Here is a 15026-nt window from a genome sequence, read left to right as displayed (position 1 = left end):
GGTCTTCTTAATAACTGCTCTCCACCGCCAAGCAAACTGGCAGAATAGCCTGATGATTACCCAAAAACATTATCCAAAAAGGCTACCAATTGCGCTCCATAATCTTCAATTTTGTGAATGGAATTGTGGCCCGCCTTGGGCAAAACCCATAGCTGCACCCGTTCGTTTTTGCGCTGCGCATAAATCGCCCTGGCGTCCGCCACCGGTACCTGGGCATCGTCCTCGCCATGGACGAGCAACACGGGACACTTTATCCGCTGGATAGTCGCAATGGGAGCGATATCGGCAAAACGCGCACCAATTTGCCTCTCTACCGTCTTGAGCACCCAGCGCCCCACCGGCCAGTAATTAAAATTAACGTTATAAACAGTGATAATATGCCATGCTTTTCAGGAGGGTCATGGCATGGCACGTCCGGCAGGTGGAGTAGAGCATGTGGTGGCGGCACGAGAGTTGTTGCGCAGCGCGAAGACAGCTGAAGAACTGAGGCGGGCACAGGCGGTACTGCTGCCCCTGGATTTGGGGTTGAGCCTGGAGCAGACGGCGCGGGCCATTGGACGCTCCGTGAACGCCACCTGTGCGATACGCACGCGTTTTGCCAAGGTTGCCGAAGGGGTTATGGGGCCGCCCCAGGCAAAAACCGCATTGCGCAACCATGCCTTGGCTGATCTTGAGCGTGAGGCCAGCATTCTCGACGAAGTATTGGCCGACGCACAAAAGGGCGGCATCGTCGTAATTCCTCAACTCAAGCCGCTGATTGAGGAGAAGGTGGGAAAACCCATGGCGCTTTCGACGGTCTATCGCATGTTGGCACGCCACGGTTGGCGGAAGCTCGCTCCCGATACCTACCATCCACAGGGCGATGCGGAACGCCGGGAAGTCTGGAAAAAAAACTGCCCGAAGCCATAGCCGAAGTGCTGGCGATGTTTCCGACCTCCCGCCCTTTGCGGTTGATGTACCAGATACCGTCTTGGACGGGGCTATGCAAGCCCAAAATTGGGGTCGAATGGCTTCCCAGATTTAAGCACACCGAAGGCCATATGTAAGAGCCTGCGCATGGCTGCGACCACCACCTGCATGGGGCGTTTGCCTCGGGCCAGGAGTCGGTCACAAAAGGCCGCAATAATCGGGTTGTGCTGCTTGGCCACTACCGCAGGCAGATAAAGCGCCTTGCGTAACAGGGCATTCCCAGCCTTAGCGATGGGGGTTTTTCCTGCCCATTGACCAGACTCACGTATACGGGGATTGAGGCCGGCATAGGCAACTACCTGCTTGGCGGAGTGGAATCGATCCAGAGGGCTGAGGAAGGCCAGCAAGGTAGCGGCTGTGTTGTCCCCAATACCAGGGATACTGGACAGCAACTCCTGTTGGTTTTTGAGATCGGGGTGTTTATCGATATGGATCTCGATCTGCAGGCGGACCATCTGGATCTGCTGCTGGATAAATTCCAAAACAGCCTCCACCGACTTGCGCGCTGGTCCCTCTGCAGATTCCAGGCGGTTGCTCTCCATCGTTTGAAGAGCCAGGAGGTCCTCCAGACGTTGCACCAAGGCTTGGAGAGTAATGATCTCCTCAGCCGGCGGCACCCAGGGTGCAGGACGGTGCATCTGGCAATAGCGGGCAATGAGCCGGGCACCGGCCTTATCCGTCTTGGCCCGAGTGAGCTCGATTTTACCAAAGGCGTGGATCTGGGCCGGGTTGACCACACTGACGAGGAGTTGCTGTTGCGCCAGAAAACGCGCCAGGTTCCGTCCATAGGCGCCCGTGGTTTCCATGCACAGATGGGCTTCCTGGGCCTCGTACTTGTTCAGCCAATCCAAGAGCTGTCGATGGCCAGCGGGGGTGTTCGGGAAGACTTTGCTGCGGTACTTGCCTTCCGCGCTCAGAAGAGCGACATCGAATTTGGCCTTGGCTACATCGATGCCGACGAAAATGATAGGATGGGTCATGACTGCCTCCTTGCAAAGGATATCAGCGATCTGCGGACTATGCCGGTTCATCCTTATCTGTTCAGGCTCATGCTCAATGCAGGCCTCGGATACCGTCCGAACTGGTGGCAAAGGTGGGGCAAGAGACTAATCTGTCTGGCAGGATCAAGTCCTTAGAATGATAACAATCTATCTTGCCTCGCTCCGGGGATCAGCCGAAGGGTACCAATCCACAAGGACTGGCTCCAAGACATAAGGACGAAGCGCGCTTTGGGCGGATCAGCGACACCCGCTATTGCTGGGCCAAGAAGCCGACGCGCCCCGAAGTGAAGGGCATGCTGATCTACCAATACACTTATGCCTATGCGACCGTATCACCCCAGGACGGACGTATGGATTCCCTGGTTCTGCCAGAAGTCAGCGGCAGGTGCATGCAGATTTTCCTCGACGAGGTTGCCCAGCGTTATCCCGATGATAACATCGTCATGATTGTCGATGGTGCCGGTTGGCACAAAAGTAACGATCTCAAGCTGCCAGAAAATCTACGCTTGCTCTTTTTGCCACCCTATTCGCCTGAACTGAATCCTCAAGAGCACCTATGGGACGAGTTGCGGGAGAAGTATTTTCACAACAGGGCCTTTGACAGCCTGGGGGCGCTGGAAGATCAGTTGGTCGCCGGCCTTCGTGCCCTTGAGGCGGACCATGCACGGGTGAAATCCATCGCCGGATGGGAGTACATAATTAACTCTATTTCTAATGCGATTTAGAATAAGGGACATGATGCGCTGCCATGAGCCTGCGCATCACCACGGCTGGATGGGCAAAGGCGCCAATACTGACCACGACCGCCACACGGCGGCGGGAGGCAACCAGCAAGACCGCCGCCGCCCCCAGCGAATGACCCAAGATAGCGACCTGCCCCGGCGCAACATCGGGCCTGGCTTCGAGCCAATCGATGGTATGCTCCAGATCCTCGGCGAATTTGGGCATGGAGGAGAAATCATCCGCATCGCTCTTGCCATGATTCCTTGCGTCAAAAAACAGCAGCGAATAACCCGCACGATGTAAAACTGGCGCAAAAGGCAACATCATCTCTGCGTTTCCTCCCCATCCGTGGATAACCACGATGGCCGGGGCCTGGAGGGGTGCGGAGGTGATCTGTGGCGCAGAAATGTACCAGGCGAAAAGCCGTTTGCCCCCTTCGGTGTCAATGGATATTTCCTGGTAAGGCAAATTAAAACGGGCTGGCGTACCTTTTTCCACCATTCGCGGTGCCAGAAAGGCGCGGCGGAGGAGCCATGGCGCGAGAGCGTCGAACATTACCAGCAAACCGGAAATCCCCGCAAGAAGTTCGATGATGCATGCCATCATGGTTGGCAAATGGGTACCCCAAGGGCGATCTCATGAGCACGATGCTTTAGCTAGCCCATGTTTGACACTATGAAAAATTTTTTCAATAAGGACTGATCGGCGTACTTCTGGGCGTAGATGATGAGGCCAACACCTCCGTGGGTTGGCACGAAGGTTATAGGGTGTAGGGCTGTCTGCCAGAACATTTCTCCTCTTGGCGGCGACAGGCGCGAGCAGTCGTTGCGTGCCCGTTCAAGGCGGCATCTCACCAACCGAGAGGAGAAACCTCCTGCATCTTGAGCACACATACCATACACACCTTTATGGAACGTCTAGCCCAGAACCACACCATGAGCGGTTTGTGCGTGCGTTCCATGACGGTGCCGGTCGTGAGGTAGCTATTGTGATACCAGACACCTTACGAGCTCTTTTACGCTTCAGGTTTCCTGGGCGCAGAGGGCGGGTGGTTATTATTTGAATTCGCCGACCCCAAAAAACCAACAAGAAAAGAGGGGTAGGCGGCGGCATCGTGCGCCAAGTACCATTTCACGGTATGGCTATCATCCAGATTATTGGAACGCGAACACCCTGCAAGGGCGGTTATTACGAACAGCGCGACGAGGAGCTTATTCATGACGGCGTCCTTTCCAATTATCATGCGATCAGTCGCTCTCACTCTTGGCTCAAGCGCTATCATGTGCAGTGATGGTTAGTTTAACTACCTCGATGGGGCTAACTATCGAGATGGACTGCGATGACGCAAGCTGGCGCATGTCAGATGGCGGCATGGCGTGATGGAGGATAACCGACGCGACGAACACCGCCACCCCCAACGCACTTTGGATATTCACTGCGTGCGCACAGCGCCCCACGGGGAGGGTTCCAGTATTGTCTACACTGTGAACACTGTACATCCAGAATCCTGGCAACTTGGAGCATTGATGTGGGGCCCTTCCCGCCCGCTCCACAGATCCAGCATCGGAAGATGTTACTTGACCGTAAAAGACCAGCGACCATCGGTATGATGCCCATCAGTTGATCGAAAATTCGCTTTGCACACCTAGGTTATTGAAGGAGTTCGGCATATTTGGCCACAGTAGCAGGACCGTCCACCTCCCAGGTTGGATCTGGAATTTAACCTTCACCTCGGCACCAAAGACACGGTTAAAGCTATAGGCTGCGCTGTTTATCGCTGACAGACACCAGATTCCTCGTCCCAGGTAAATTATCTTACAGTTAATACGGATACGGTTACATGCGGCAAATTGTCGCACCCCCATCGCTTTGCAATGCCTTGTTACGACGAGGGAGGGGCGGCTGCATTGTCAGGACATCTGATACCCTTTTGTTTAAGGACCCTAACGGATCAGAACAGGAAACCCATCCCTGCCCCGAAGTAATGGGTAAATCCACCTAGGTTTCCGCTCAGGCGCACACCCTCTTCGAGGTCTACCTCACAGGAGGGGGTCAGCAGGTACTGCACACCGCCGTCCGCATCAAAACCGGACCCCAGGCCCGGCCCCGTGCGGCTTTGTCCGTAGACCTCGCCATAGAACTGCAGATTCCACAAAGGCAACCAGGTAAAGGTGATATCCGGATTGATGCTGGTGAAGCGACCACCTCCGGCGAGCGCGGGATTGGTCTGGGATGTGACGCCCAATTGCAAGGATATCCCGGTGTCGTCGCTTGGGGCATAGGTAACGATGCCGTTAAAGGCTACTCCTGTCCCCCGGCTGCCAAACGCCGGGCTCCCGGAGGGTAGGGTAAACAAGCTTTCCACGGCCCCCAGCCAGTGTTTGGTATAGCCCAATTCGTGCTTGATGCCGACCGTGGTGGCCGAGAACCCCTGGAGATGTGGGCTGCCTGGGACCTGCTGGAGATTGTCGTTGGGCGGCAGCAGGACGAATTCGTTGTGGCCCGGCAGGCCAAAGCGCAATTCCGCCTCGGGGAAATTATCGGCAGTGCCGCCTCCGGTTCCCGTAAGGTTGGCGTGTTGGTAACCAGCTTCCAGTACGGCTTGGCCGTATTGCACCACGCACGCGCTGTCAGACACCGTGGGCCGATCTAGCAGAGCGAGTAATGCGGATGGTCCGGTGCAGGGATTTTGGACGGCATCATCTGCACGTACGGCTTGGATGCTCATGATAAGCGTTGCCAGCAAGGCGGTAATAGGGAAAAAATTTATTTTATTCATGTTGGTTCCTTTTCAAAATGCCTGCCAGGGCACTCCCACGAATCAGCGGTTATGCTTAGAAACAGACAATTTTCGTATATGAATATAAAATATCACTACTGTCCGGAGATTTGACCCGGACCTCATAGTAACCGACTGAAAAAACAAGTCGAAATTTGCTCGGGTAGGTGTCACCGACTTCAAAATGGCGCAAAATGGCCCATTTTCAATTTCGGAGCGCCCATGTATTCTGGAAAATTGGTTATGGCACAGCTTTTCGATCATCTGCCTATGCATACATTCCGCCGCTGCGTCGCCAAATATCCCAGTAAATATCCGGTGCTAAAATTCAGTCATTTTGACCAATTCGCCTGTATGGCATTTGCTCAGTTGACCTATCGTGAAAGCCTTCGTGATATCGAAATCTGCCTCCGTGCCCATAACAGTAAGCTGTATCATCTCGGCATTCGCGGACGTGTATCCAGAAGCACATTGGCCGATGCCAATGAAACCCGTGATGCACATATTTACGAAGACTTCGCACTTGCACTCATTAAAATTGCCCGCAAACTTTACGCTGGTGACAGTTTCGCCATCGATATAGATAACACCGTCTATGCACTGGATACCACGACTATTGATCTGTGTTTGTCTCTCTTTCCATGGGCACGTTTCCGCAAGAACAAGGCCGCTGTGCGACTGCATACCTTGTTGGATTTACGGGGTAATATTCCAAGCTTCATCCTGATTTCGGATGGCAAGCTTCATGATATTCACGTTCTCGATCACTTAATATACGAGCCTGGAAGCTTCTATGTGATGGACCGTGGATTCATCGATTTTTCCCGTCTCTATCATCTCCATAACGCCCAAGCTTTCTTCGTAATTCGCGCGAAAAAGAACCTGCAATATCGCCGCCTATATTCGCAGCCTATCGACAAGGAAACAGGCTTGCGTTGCGATCAAACCATCGTAATGACCGGTACAAACACGCAAAACAGCTACCCCGTCCCTTTGCGTCGCGTTAAATTCTATGACGCGGAGCAGGACCGCCTTTTTGTTTTCCTCACCAACAACCTAGACCTGCCCGCCATAACTATCACTCAGCTTTACAAGAGCCGTTGGCAGGTAGAGCTATTTTTCAAGTGGATCAAACAGCACCTTCGTATTAAGGCATTCTTTGGCACGTCAGAAAATGCGGTGCGTACGCAGATATGGATTGCTATATCCGTCTATGTATTGGTCGCAATTGTCAAAAAAAGACTGCATATTGATGCTTCCCTCTACACTATGCTTCAGGCCTTAAGTCTCGCCCTATTTGAGAAATCGACTATAAATCAGATAGTTGAAAATATAGGTGACGAACCTTGTGAATCTGTAAATTCTAACCAGTTGAATTTATTCGACTAAATCTCCGGACAGTAGTGATAAAATATAACGTTTACTGCCCAATTTGTGGCACCTCCTTAATAAGCCCGCACCCTAATCAATGCATCCCGCGGGTAAAACCAATCGCCACCAGTATCAGCATGGCGACGATGTAGAGCCGCAGCCCCCAAAACGCGGTTTTCACCGCACCTTGAACGGGTGCACGGGATAATGGCGCCAACTCTCCGCCCCCTTCTGCCTGAAGAAAGCTTGCAAAGTCATCAGAGACATCCAATGTTTCCTTGGGGTCAGGATAATAGTCTTTATTTTGCATGTGCCATCTCCTAAAGTGCGTGAGGGAAAACCACCGTAAATCCATAGAGACCGTCGGCGACCATCAGTAAACCCACAATGCTGAATGCCGCCATATTCTGCCAAGGACGATTCACATGCTGACCCATGATTTCAGGGTCGTTCAGCAATAGCAGCAGGAACATCATTGCCGCTGGCATGAAGATGGAGGCGACCACTTGAACGGTGAGGTTCAAAAATCCCAAAGGAGCATGTGGGAGCAGGACGATCAAGGCCGCCAAAGCCGTACCTAGAAGCCCAGACAAATAGAACGGGAGTGCATGTTGAGGCCGTAAATTGATGCTTCGCGGCAGTTTAAGCGCCTCGCCCACGGCCCAGGAAGTGCTTGCGGTAATCGCGATGGCGGCAATCAGACCGGCCTCGACCAGTCCCAGCCCAAAGAGCGCGGTACCGACAGACCCGATTGGGCTATGTGCAAGAGCTGCCATGATACGGTGTATTCCGAAATTTCCCGCGCCGGACAACCCATACACCCAAGATCCTGTCAGGGCAACCAAGGCTATGGCGACCAGCCCCATCAGAATGGTGCCAATGGCGGTGTCGGCCTGGCCAATGGGGATATCCTTTTCTGTCAGGCCTTTGTCTACCACGCTCGATTGCTGGAAAAAGAGCATCCATGGCGCAATCGTCGTGCCCAGGTTTGCGAGAATCACATAAACAAAGCCGCTTACCGCGATACCCGCAGGGATGTGCCAGCTCCCCAAGGCCTTTACCACCTGTCCCCAGTGTGGATGGGAAGCAATGGCCAGCGGGACAAAAATCAAGTTTCCAACAGCAACCCAAAGCGCCACCCGTTCCCAGGTGTGATAACGCAAAAATAAAAGCACTCCTGCAACGATGAGAAATCCGCCCAATGCGCTCCAAACAGCGGGCACGCCAAACATCTTCATCCCTATGGTGATACCGATGAATTCTGTAACGAGGGTGAGGATGTTGGCGACGACCAGATCGAAGAGGGAAAAGGCGCCCCAAAAAGGGCCATAACGACCCCAGATCATTTCGGCATGCCCGCGGTGTGTCACTGCGCCAAGACGGACGGTCATCTCCTGCACCACATAGGCCACCGGGACCATGAGGATGAGAAACGGAATGAAAAATCCGATCCCGTAGGCGGCGCCGGTTTGGGCGTAGGTGATCACCCCACCAGCATCATTATCCGCGATCATAACGAGAATTCCTGGCCCGATGAGGGTGAGAAAGAGCCAGAGCCGTTTCCAAAAGGAAGAGCGCTGAATCAATGCTTCCCGTTGCTGGTGGACCCGCCAGCGGTCAGCCACCCGGTGGCGCTGATCCTCGGGAAGTGATGCCAACAGGTTAGTGATATTTTTGGTTTGTACCTCTGTCGCCATCGTATGCTCCTTTACGGGCATGCGACTGGGACGCACTCACGGCGGCGCGCACAAAACAACGATAATGAATGGAAATATTCCATCACCCGAGGACCGGGTGATGGCAACAGCAACTATGCCAGGATGACCCGATCTACGAACTGCAACGGTGCTTTGTGAAAGCAACTAGGGTCACTGTCCAAGTCGCTGGCCCTCCTGTGTGAAGAATTCAGGGGCCTTTGTACCGGTAGAAAACGGAGATGTCAACCATGGGTTTTTGCTATTGGGGTTTAGGGAGCAACGGAACGTAAAACCGGGTTAACCCCTTGTCCAAAGCTGTTGTCTGATTTCTTTCGGTCACGGCTTGTCCGTGCAAGCCGAACCGCTGCACGGTTTAACGGGATGAAACGGGCGCACGTAGCGCTTGCAAGGATTGCCGCAGGACATTAAGCGCGGAGCTGAGAAACACGCTGGAGATAAGGGCACCGACGATGATGTCCGGCCAGCGCGAGGCAAGCAGGTAAATGCTGCTGGCGGCTAGTAAGACACCGACATTGGCGATCAAGTCATTTCGAGAGCACAGCCAACTGGAACTCATGTTTAGGTTGTGGCCACGGGATCGGTACAGAAGAAAAAAACACGCAAGATTAGCGATGAGTGCCAGCATGCCGACGATTCCCATCGTTTCTATACCCGGCATGACGGGGTGAAACGCCTTGTAGGCCGCAGTCCCCAGCACACCAAGCCCAAAGGCGAGCATGAAGCCGCCCTTTACCAAGACAGCAACTGTCTGTCGGCGCGCCGACCGTGCCAGCGCGAAGAGGCTGAACCCATACACCAAGGCATCGCCCAGCATGTCCAGCGCGTCCGCCAGCAGCGAAATTGAATGGGCGATTAGGCCCGCCGAGCCTTCCACGAAATACATGACAGCGTTGATGGCGAGCACGATCCACAGTACACGCCTGTGACTGTCGCGCATGGCGTCTATCTCGCAGCTTTTGTCTTCACAGCAATTAGCCATTTGTGGGATCCCTTGAGTTTGCTGTACCTAGCGGTAGCGTACGTTAAATATTCTGCTTCCTCGATATTTCTGGTGGGAGCCGAAGCGGGCGAGGCGGTCTTGGGCTTCTTCGGGGGTGGGCCCTCGGGCTCCAGTCGGGTTCATGACCTTTTCCTCAATAGTTTTGATTCAGGCCATAGCCCCCATACCGAAGAAATACTTGTTCAACGATCTGTACTGATTAGGTACAGGTGATGAGGATTTGAAGGGCCGAACATCGGCTTGCATTGGCGATATGATCAGCCGGTCGGCGATATCGCTTGAATACCAAGTACCGGAGTTTATGACAAGCCGATCCTCAAAGGTGTTGATGGCATATCCTGTCTCTTTCCTAATCCCCTGAGGACATTGGTCTTCAGAGTATCTATAATTGTGGAAAAGAAATCTTCTCGAAGCCATATTCTTGGATCCTTGCATAAACCTTCCGGAAAATCTCAAACCCGATGATCCGGCGCCAGTGCGCACGGGTGGGCCGGATCGCCAGCCTCCACCTGCAAGGTGGGGTGGTCGATGCGAAAGCGCCTCTGCAATTCATTGCTGATCCGGTTCAGGAGCGCGTCTCCGGGGTAGCCGTTGGGCATGACCAGATGCACGGTCAGCGCCGTTTCGGTGGTGCTCATGGCCCAAATGTGCAGGTCATGTACCGCCGCCACATCCGGCAGGGCGGCGAGATAGGCGCGTACCGCCTGGGTTTCGATTCCTTCGGGCACGCCGTGCAGGGTCAGGTTGAGGGAGTCCCTCAGCAAGCCCCAGGTGGTGATCACGATCACCGCGCTGATGAGCAGGCTGACCGTGGGATCCAGCCAAAACCAGCCAGTAAACAGCATCCCGATCCCCGCCAGGACCACCCCGAGCGATACAGCGGCATCGCCCGCCATGTGCAGAAATGCCGCCCGGATATTCAGATCGCCCTTGCGCCCCGCCATGAACAGCAGGGCGGTCCCAGTATTGATCGCCACTCCGAAGGCTGCGACGCCAATGACTATGTCGCTTGCCACGGGCGTGGGATGCAGCAGGCGCTGAATCGCTTCCCAGGCGATCCCGCCAGTCACCACCAAAAGGAATACGGCATTGGCCAGAGCCACCAGAATAGACGAGCTGCGCAGCCCGTAGGTAAAGCGCGCCGAGGGCTGGCGGCGAGACAGTGCCGTGGCGCCCCAAGCCATGAGTAAGCCCAGGATGTCACTCATGTTATGTCCGGCATCCGCCAGCAAAGCCAGGGAATGTCCAATCATCCCAAACACGACCTCAGCCAGCACGAAGCTCAGGTTGAGCGCCACCCCGATGGCAAAAGCGCGGCCGTAGTTTGCCGGACCGTGGGCATGGCTATGCGCGTGGGTATGATGGCGACCAGCGGTATGGCCGGCATGGTCATGAGAATCGTGTGCCATACATCATCCTTCTCTGCAAAAATCCGAATGAATTGCCATTAAAAACCTTGTAGTCACTACATGGTCAAGGATTTATACTGCTCTTTTTGGGGGGATGATATGCGAATTGGCGAACTTAGGCAGGCCACGGGCGTGGATCCAGAGACCATCCGTTATTATGAACGGATAGGCCTCTTGCCCGCGCCAGTTCGGCGGGCGAACGGCTATCGAGCTTATGGCCCCGCGCATCTGGAACGGCTTGCCTTTATTCGCCACTGTCGGGCGCTGGACATGCCACTCGCGGACGTGCAGCGACTCTTGCATCTGCTGGATCATCCGCTGGACGATTGCCTGGACGTGGATCGGTTGATCAATACGCATCTGGCTCATGTACAGGGACGGCTCCAATCGCTACAAGCGCTGGCGAGGCAGCTTGAGCAACTGCGCGGATGCTGCCACGGGCGGCATACCACCGCCGAATGCGGTATCCTGCATGAGTTGGTGACCGCTGCCCAAGGGGAAGGGTGTGTGTGCCACGGCGGTTCGGCCCCGAACAGCCCGGAGGTCATAGAAATCTCCTAAGGCCTTCATTCATGCAGATGGTGCATATTGGGAGTGTGAGGGTGGTCGTGGGTTAAGGGTTGGTGACGATGCGGGTGCCAGTGGCGGACACCGGGCGCCATCGGGAACGGGTGCCCATGCCGTCACAAAACCTTGGTTTTCAAGCTGGCTTTTGGAGTTATCGCTATTGGGGTTTGGGGGAGCCCGGAACGTAAAGCCCGGTTAACCCCTTGTCCAAAGCTGTTGTCTGATTTCTTTCGGTCACGGCTTGTCCGTGCAAGCCGAACCGCTGCACGGTTTAACGGGATGAAACGGGCGCACGTAGCGCTTGCAAGGATTGCCGCAGGACATTAAGCGCGGAGCTGAGAAACACGCCGGAGATAAGGGCACCGACGATGATGTCCGGCCAGCGCGAGGCAAGCACAAGCAGGTAAATGCTGCTGGCGGCTAGTAAGACACCGACATTGGCGATCTCGCAGCTTTTGTCTTCACAGCAATTAGCCATTTGTGGTATCCCTTGAGTTTGCTGTACCTGGCGGTAGCGTAACCTCTGTACCGGCTGTTCGACGAATATATACCCGAATACCTCACCAAAATAACTCTAAAATCCGTTATGGTGATTTTGCCTTACGCCAACAAGCGGCAGCGCACTGCTGGCTGTATCCCGCGCAGCCTTTACCCGATGACGGTGGGCTTGCGGTTCTGCAGTAGCACCGCAAGCAGTCCGTGCCCGTCCAAGTGTGTTTCCACCCCCAAAGACCATGAGAAGCAAACCGCCAAGTGGTCAGCCGTTGGGTAACCATCTTCACAACGAAAAACCCATCCTATCAGGTGAATCTCATGATTTCAGCGAAAGGGAACTGCTGTTTTTAGAATTAAGCATGCATTCTTTCCTGAACTTTCGACGGCCAAAATGACGGGAGTTTTACCTTTCAGCGCCACGACCAATTTCCCGCCCGACCGTCCCTCGCCCACAAAGGCATCGTCCCGTTACACCAAGCCATCCGGCTGATAGATGCTAGCGTTCCTGCTCGTCACGAAGGTCTAATGGCGCTGGTGGCCACATCAATAAGTGTTTATTGCCTGTATTCGTTTGCCAATCTCGGCAACCTTTTGGGCGTCCTTAACGACTTCCTTCCAGTGACCATCCTTGATCTGTACAATCATGGTGTACGTTAAATATTCTGCTTTATCTGTCAGTATTTTTGTCTCATACCTCGGATTGGTTGGCGCATGATCTTCGCGTGCATAGGCAGATAATGGTGCGGTCATAAGAATCGTCATCATAAAACCCCGCAGGGCAGCATGGCGAAGTCTGATTGTCATGATCCGTATTTCTTTGCATGTCTCCTGGTGGGATGTTTCTAATGTCATGGCGAATCCTCCTGTATTGATTCAGATGAATTTAGTAGCGATCCAGTGGATGATATAACTCGATAATATCCCCGTGGTATTCCCCGATGGGCCGGATTACAGTTACTTCGTGTTTTCATTGTCTGACCAGCGTGATCCTAGTGATGACGTACCCCCCGGCGGTATCCTTTGCGAAGACGAAATTCACCACTTCACCGGTCTTGTGGCCGTTGAGCATAGCCGTGTTCTGGAGCAGGAAATTCATTGACATACTGGGCCAACCAAGAGCCTTGACGGGGCCCATGGCAATGTTGACCGTGTTCGCATCAGGACTGATGCTGTTGATTTTGCCCTGCCCCATGAAGGTTTGGGCCTTGGTCGCTTGGCCCGATACGGTGCGCATATTGTCCATACCTGGCATGTTGCCTGTGGCCGCATATGCCGGAAGCGTGGCCGCCGCCGAACACGCCAAGATGAGGGTGAGATAAAAACGTTTCATGTTCGTCTCCTTGCTGTTGTTGAACTGTTCGTTTATCAAAGTTTAAGCACTTAGTTATGGCAATAATTTCCGGTGTCCCTCCTTTCCGCCCACGGCGAAATTGCGCGTCCGTTCTGCTCGCTTATCCATCACTCATGCCTGGTTTTCGTGTCATCTCCTTTATTTGAAGTAATATCGTCCAGCCCTTCGGTCCCGCCGCTCGGGTCCGCCTGGACACTGAGCGCAGCGTCCCAATCGGCATGAAGGGCTTGGTGTTCCGACTCGGTGAACCCCTTGTGGCCGTGGATCATGGCCGATATCAAACCGTGGCGACCCGCGATCTCATGCGCTATCACGAGCGCCACATGGACAATGACGAAGGCAAGCAGCAGAAAGAAACCCCATTCATGCATCACCATCAACGGGGAGTTCATCGCTTCACTATCCGGCATAAGCGAGAGGCTGATTCCCAAGGCGATCTGCGCCACGGCAATCAGGAAAAAGGCGAGATAGGCGGGGCCAGCGAAAGCGTTATGCCCCCGATAGGGGGAAATCGGGCGGCGGAAGCCGCTCAGATAGCAGGCGAGGGTTTCCCGCCAGATCCGGCGCTGGGCTGGCGTCAGGGGCAGGAGGTCGCGCCAGCGCGCCGACGGCGGCCCGACAAAGAGCCAGAGGATGCGCAGCGCCAGCCCGGCGGCGAAGGCATAGCCGCCGACATAATGGATAATGTCGATCTTCCCCATCAGGGTGTCAGACATGTCGTTACCCAAGGCCAGGAGGGTAGCGCCTGAGCTGAATTGCGCCATCATGGCAAGCGCCATCCACCAATGCAGTGCCCGCAGCAGCGGGTCCCAGACAGGGTGCAGGATATAACGGTTGTCCGTTGTCGATTTCATACTTCCTCCAGGATCTGCGTATCATTGACCAGGCCACAAATATCCGTGGAACAGCCCTCACCATCACGCAGGGCCGACTCCGCCGCTTTGCATCCAGATGGTCCCGGGACCCTGTGCGCGGCATATGCCCCAGTTCGCTCCTGCGGCCATATCCGTAGAAAGCGATCCCAGTCCGATGGGTTCCCATTGGATCGAGGGATCACGAGCGATCCATGCCTTCGGATCCAGGTCCAAAGACTCCCCTTTTGCCAGCGTGAGCTCCCAGACATCACCGTGACCGTGCAACCAAACCAACCCCTTCGCGTCGCCCGCCACGGAAAAGCGATCAACGCTTGGCGTAGCGTCCCCTGTGACCCAAGGTCCGTCGCTTCCGCCGGAGAAGCTCTCGATGTGGACCGCGCCGCTCGCCGCCAGAAAGTGCGGGGCGGGTGCCAACAAGGTATTTCCGTCATGCAGGCTCACCCCGAATATCTTGCCGACACAATCCCGGCTGAGACTCAGTGACCCGGGTCCGGATGCCATCATCAGCCACGACGGACGGCCCCAGAAACTTCGAGCGATTTTCGGCGACGTGGCCGAAATGACGGTTTTCGGGTCTTTCCACAATAGGGTGTGATGCTCGAAGAGCACAAAACTCAAAGGGTCCAAGTCCAACGTCAATATCGGGGTTAATTCCCCCTCCAGACGGAAGCGGATCCCAGCATGCCCCCCACCTTCCACCTTCGCCGATGTCAATAATTTCGGTTCCATCATCGATCCTCCACGCCTACGCTTCGTTAGTGTTGCCAC

Annotated in this window: 18 protein-coding genes; 4 read left to right on the top strand and 14 right to left on the bottom strand. The window is 54.7% G+C overall.

Annotation, left to right across the window (positions count from 1 at the left end; all coding sequences use genetic code 11):
• Nucleotides 1–56 precede the first annotated feature (56 nt).
• Complete coding sequence (locus PJU76_RS07835; RefSeq protein WP_231104471.1) at nucleotides 57–326, bottom strand: alpha/beta hydrolase family protein; 270 nt, start codon at nucleotides 324–326, stop codon at nucleotides 57–59.
• A gap of 79 nt (nucleotides 327–405) precedes the next feature.
• Here PJU76_RS07835 and PJU76_RS07830 point away from each other — a divergent pair, with 79 nt between their 5' ends.
• Nucleotides 406–909, top strand: a complete 504-nt coding sequence (locus PJU76_RS07830; protein ID WP_064218616.1) for a winged helix-turn-helix domain-containing protein — start codon at nucleotides 406–408, stop codon at nucleotides 907–909.
• A 71-nt stretch (nucleotides 910–980) separates the two neighbouring features.
• On the opposite strand, the gene PJU76_RS07825 is transcribed toward PJU76_RS07830, so the two are convergent.
• On the bottom strand, nucleotides 981–1949 hold the full coding sequence (locus PJU76_RS07825) for an IS110 family RNA-guided transposase (RefSeq protein ID WP_271779066.1): 969 nt from the start codon (nucleotides 1947–1949) through the stop codon (nucleotides 981–983).
• Between the two features lie 173 nt (nucleotides 1950–2122).
• Between PJU76_RS07825 and PJU76_RS07820 the strand changes: the two genes are divergently transcribed.
• Nucleotides 2123–2695 (top strand): IS630 family transposase, encoded by a 573-nt coding sequence (locus PJU76_RS07820; RefSeq protein ID WP_271779065.1) that lies wholly within the window; start codon nucleotides 2123–2125, stop codon nucleotides 2693–2695.
• Here PJU76_RS07820 and PJU76_RS07815 read toward each other — a convergent pair.
• From PJU76_RS07815 to PJU76_RS07805, 3 genes are all read right to left on the bottom strand, one after another.
• On the bottom strand, nucleotides 2682–3299 hold the full coding sequence (locus PJU76_RS07815; RefSeq protein WP_271779064.1) for an alpha/beta hydrolase: 618 nt from the start codon (nucleotides 3297–3299) through the stop codon (nucleotides 2682–2684). The genes PJU76_RS07820 and PJU76_RS07815 overlap by 14 nt on opposite strands.
• Nucleotides 3300–3708: 409 nt before the next feature.
• Nucleotides 3709–3912, bottom strand: a complete 204-nt coding sequence (locus PJU76_RS07810) for a hypothetical protein (RefSeq protein WP_081254369.1) — start codon at nucleotides 3910–3912, stop codon at nucleotides 3709–3711.
• A 732-nt stretch (nucleotides 3913–4644) separates the two neighbouring features.
• Nucleotides 4645–5472: a transporter family protein gene (locus PJU76_RS07805; RefSeq protein ID WP_271779063.1), complete on the bottom strand. Its 828-nt coding sequence runs from the start codon at nucleotides 5470–5472 to the stop codon at nucleotides 4645–4647.
• A 222-nt stretch (nucleotides 5473–5694) separates the two neighbouring features.
• Between PJU76_RS07805 and PJU76_RS07800 the strand changes: the two genes are divergently transcribed.
• On the top strand, nucleotides 5695–6861 hold the full coding sequence (locus PJU76_RS07800) for an IS4 family transposase (protein ID WP_271779062.1): 1167 nt from the start codon (nucleotides 5695–5697) through the stop codon (nucleotides 6859–6861).
• A 76-nt stretch (nucleotides 6862–6937) separates the two neighbouring features.
• Here the strand turns inward: PJU76_RS07800 and PJU76_RS07795 are convergent, their stop codons facing one another.
• From PJU76_RS07795 to PJU76_RS07780, 4 genes are all read right to left on the bottom strand, one after another.
• Nucleotides 6938–7153, bottom strand: a complete 216-nt coding sequence (locus PJU76_RS07795; protein WP_064217748.1) for a hypothetical protein — start codon at nucleotides 7151–7153, stop codon at nucleotides 6938–6940.
• A gap of 10 nt (nucleotides 7154–7163) precedes the next feature.
• Complete coding sequence (locus tag PJU76_RS07790; RefSeq protein ID WP_271779061.1) at nucleotides 7164–8540, bottom strand: NRAMP family divalent metal transporter; 1377 nt, start codon at nucleotides 8538–8540, stop codon at nucleotides 7164–7166.
• A 373-nt stretch (nucleotides 8541–8913) separates the two neighbouring features.
• Entirely contained in the window at nucleotides 8914–9540 is a 627-nt protein-coding gene (locus PJU76_RS07785) for a cation diffusion facilitator family transporter (RefSeq protein WP_215861473.1), read from the bottom strand.
• A gap of 473 nt (nucleotides 9541–10013) precedes the next feature.
• Nucleotides 10014–10970 (bottom strand): cation diffusion facilitator family transporter, encoded by a 957-nt coding sequence (locus PJU76_RS07780; protein WP_215861474.1) that lies wholly within the window; start codon nucleotides 10968–10970, stop codon nucleotides 10014–10016.
• A 99-nt stretch (nucleotides 10971–11069) separates the two neighbouring features.
• On the opposite strand from PJU76_RS07780, the gene cadR reads away from it, so the two are divergent.
• Nucleotides 11070–11531, top strand: coding sequence for a Cd(II)/Pb(II)-responsive transcriptional regulator (gene cadR / locus PJU76_RS07775; protein ID WP_064218664.1), 462 nt, complete (start codon nucleotides 11070–11072; stop codon nucleotides 11529–11531).
• Between the two features lie 277 nt (nucleotides 11532–11808).
• Here cadR and PJU76_RS07770 read toward each other — a convergent pair whose 3' ends face one another.
• From PJU76_RS07770 to PJU76_RS07750, 5 genes are all read right to left on the bottom strand, one after another.
• A complete protein-coding gene (locus tag PJU76_RS07770; protein WP_014003705.1) occupies nucleotides 11809–12015 on the bottom strand; it encodes a cation efflux protein in 207 nt (68 codons plus the stop codon).
• 560 nt (nucleotides 12016–12575) lie between these two features.
• Nucleotides 12576–12884 carry a hypothetical protein gene (locus PJU76_RS07765; protein WP_271779060.1) on the bottom strand — a complete coding sequence of 103 codons (309 nt, stop codon included), beginning with the start codon at nucleotides 12882–12884 and terminating at the stop codon, nucleotides 12576–12578.
• 115 nt (nucleotides 12885–12999) lie between these two features.
• Nucleotides 13000–13362 carry a copper-binding protein gene (locus PJU76_RS07760; protein WP_271779059.1) on the bottom strand — a complete coding sequence of 121 codons (363 nt, stop codon included), beginning with the start codon at nucleotides 13360–13362 and terminating at the stop codon, nucleotides 13000–13002.
• 128 nt (nucleotides 13363–13490) lie between these two features.
• Nucleotides 13491–14237 carry a cytochrome b/b6 domain-containing protein gene (locus PJU76_RS07755; RefSeq protein WP_271779058.1) on the bottom strand — a complete coding sequence of 249 codons (747 nt, stop codon included), beginning with the start codon at nucleotides 14235–14237 and terminating at the stop codon, nucleotides 13491–13493.
• Nucleotides 14238–14300: 63 nt separating this feature from the next.
• Nucleotides 14301–14990, bottom strand: a complete 690-nt coding sequence (locus PJU76_RS07750) for an AIM24 family protein (protein WP_271779057.1) — start codon at nucleotides 14988–14990, stop codon at nucleotides 14301–14303.
• Nucleotides 14991–15026: the final 36 nt, after the last annotated feature.

Source organism: Acidithiobacillus ferriphilus (assembly GCF_028215975.1).
Classification (GTDB): domain Bacteria; phylum Pseudomonadota; class Gammaproteobacteria; order Acidithiobacillales; family Acidithiobacillaceae; genus Acidithiobacillus; species Acidithiobacillus ferriphilus.
Note: the sequence above shows the minus strand (reverse complement) of the source record. Positions and strands in the feature narration are given on the sequence as shown.

Bases quoted from the DNA above. Each gene is read 5' to 3' on its own strand.
- PJU76_RS07830 (WP_064218616.1), top strand. From the start codon at position 406: ATGGCACGTCCGGCAGGTGGAGTAGAGCATGTGGTGGCGGCACGAGAG.
- PJU76_RS07790 (WP_271779061.1), bottom strand. From the start codon at position 8,540: ATGGCGACAGAGGTACAAACCAAAAATATCACTAACCTGTTGGCATCA.
- PJU76_RS07805 (WP_271779063.1), bottom strand. From the start codon at position 5,472: ATGAATAAAATAAATTTTTTCCCTATTACCGCCTTGCTGGCAACGCTT.
- PJU76_RS07815 (WP_271779064.1), bottom strand. From the start codon at position 3,299: ATGATGGCATGCATCATCGAACTTCTTGCGGGGATTTCCGGTTTGCTG.
- PJU76_RS07765 (WP_271779060.1), bottom strand. From the start codon at position 12,884: ATGACATTAGAAACATCCCACCAGGAGACATGCAAAGAAATACGGATC.
- PJU76_RS07795 (WP_064217748.1), bottom strand. From the start codon at position 7,153: ATGCAAAATAAAGACTATTATCCTGACCCCAAGGAAACATTGGATGTC.
- PJU76_RS07800 (WP_271779062.1), top strand. From the start codon at position 5,695: ATGTATTCTGGAAAATTGGTTATGGCACAGCTTTTCGATCATCTGCCT.
- PJU76_RS07825 (WP_271779066.1), bottom strand. From the start codon at position 1,949: ATGACCCATCCTATCATTTTCGTCGGCATCGATGTAGCCAAGGCCAAA.
- PJU76_RS07755 (WP_271779058.1), bottom strand. From the start codon at position 14,237: ATGAAATCGACAACGGACAACCGTTATATCCTGCACCCTGTCTGGGAC.
- PJU76_RS07785 (WP_215861473.1), bottom strand. From the start codon at position 9,540: ATGGCTAATTGCTGTGAAGACAAAAGCTGCGAGATAGACGCCATGCGC.
- PJU76_RS07780 (WP_215861474.1), bottom strand. From the start codon at position 10,970: ATGGCACACGATTCTCATGACCATGCCGGCCATACCGCTGGTCGCCAT.
- PJU76_RS07750 (WP_271779057.1), bottom strand. From the start codon at position 14,990: ATGATGGAACCGAAATTATTGACATCGGCGAAGGTGGAAGGTGGGGGG.
- PJU76_RS07770 (WP_014003705.1), bottom strand. From the start codon at position 12,015: ATGGCTAATTGCTGTGAAGACAAAAGCTGCGAGATCGCCAATGTCGGT.
- PJU76_RS07810 (WP_081254369.1), bottom strand. From the start codon at position 3,912: ATGAATAAGCTCCTCGTCGCGCTGTTCGTAATAACCGCCCTTGCAGGG.
- PJU76_RS07760 (WP_271779059.1), bottom strand. From the start codon at position 13,362: ATGAAACGTTTTTATCTCACCCTCATCTTGGCGTGTTCGGCGGCGGCC.
- cadR (WP_064218664.1), top strand. From the start codon at position 11,070: ATGCGAATTGGCGAACTTAGGCAGGCCACGGGCGTGGATCCAGAGACC.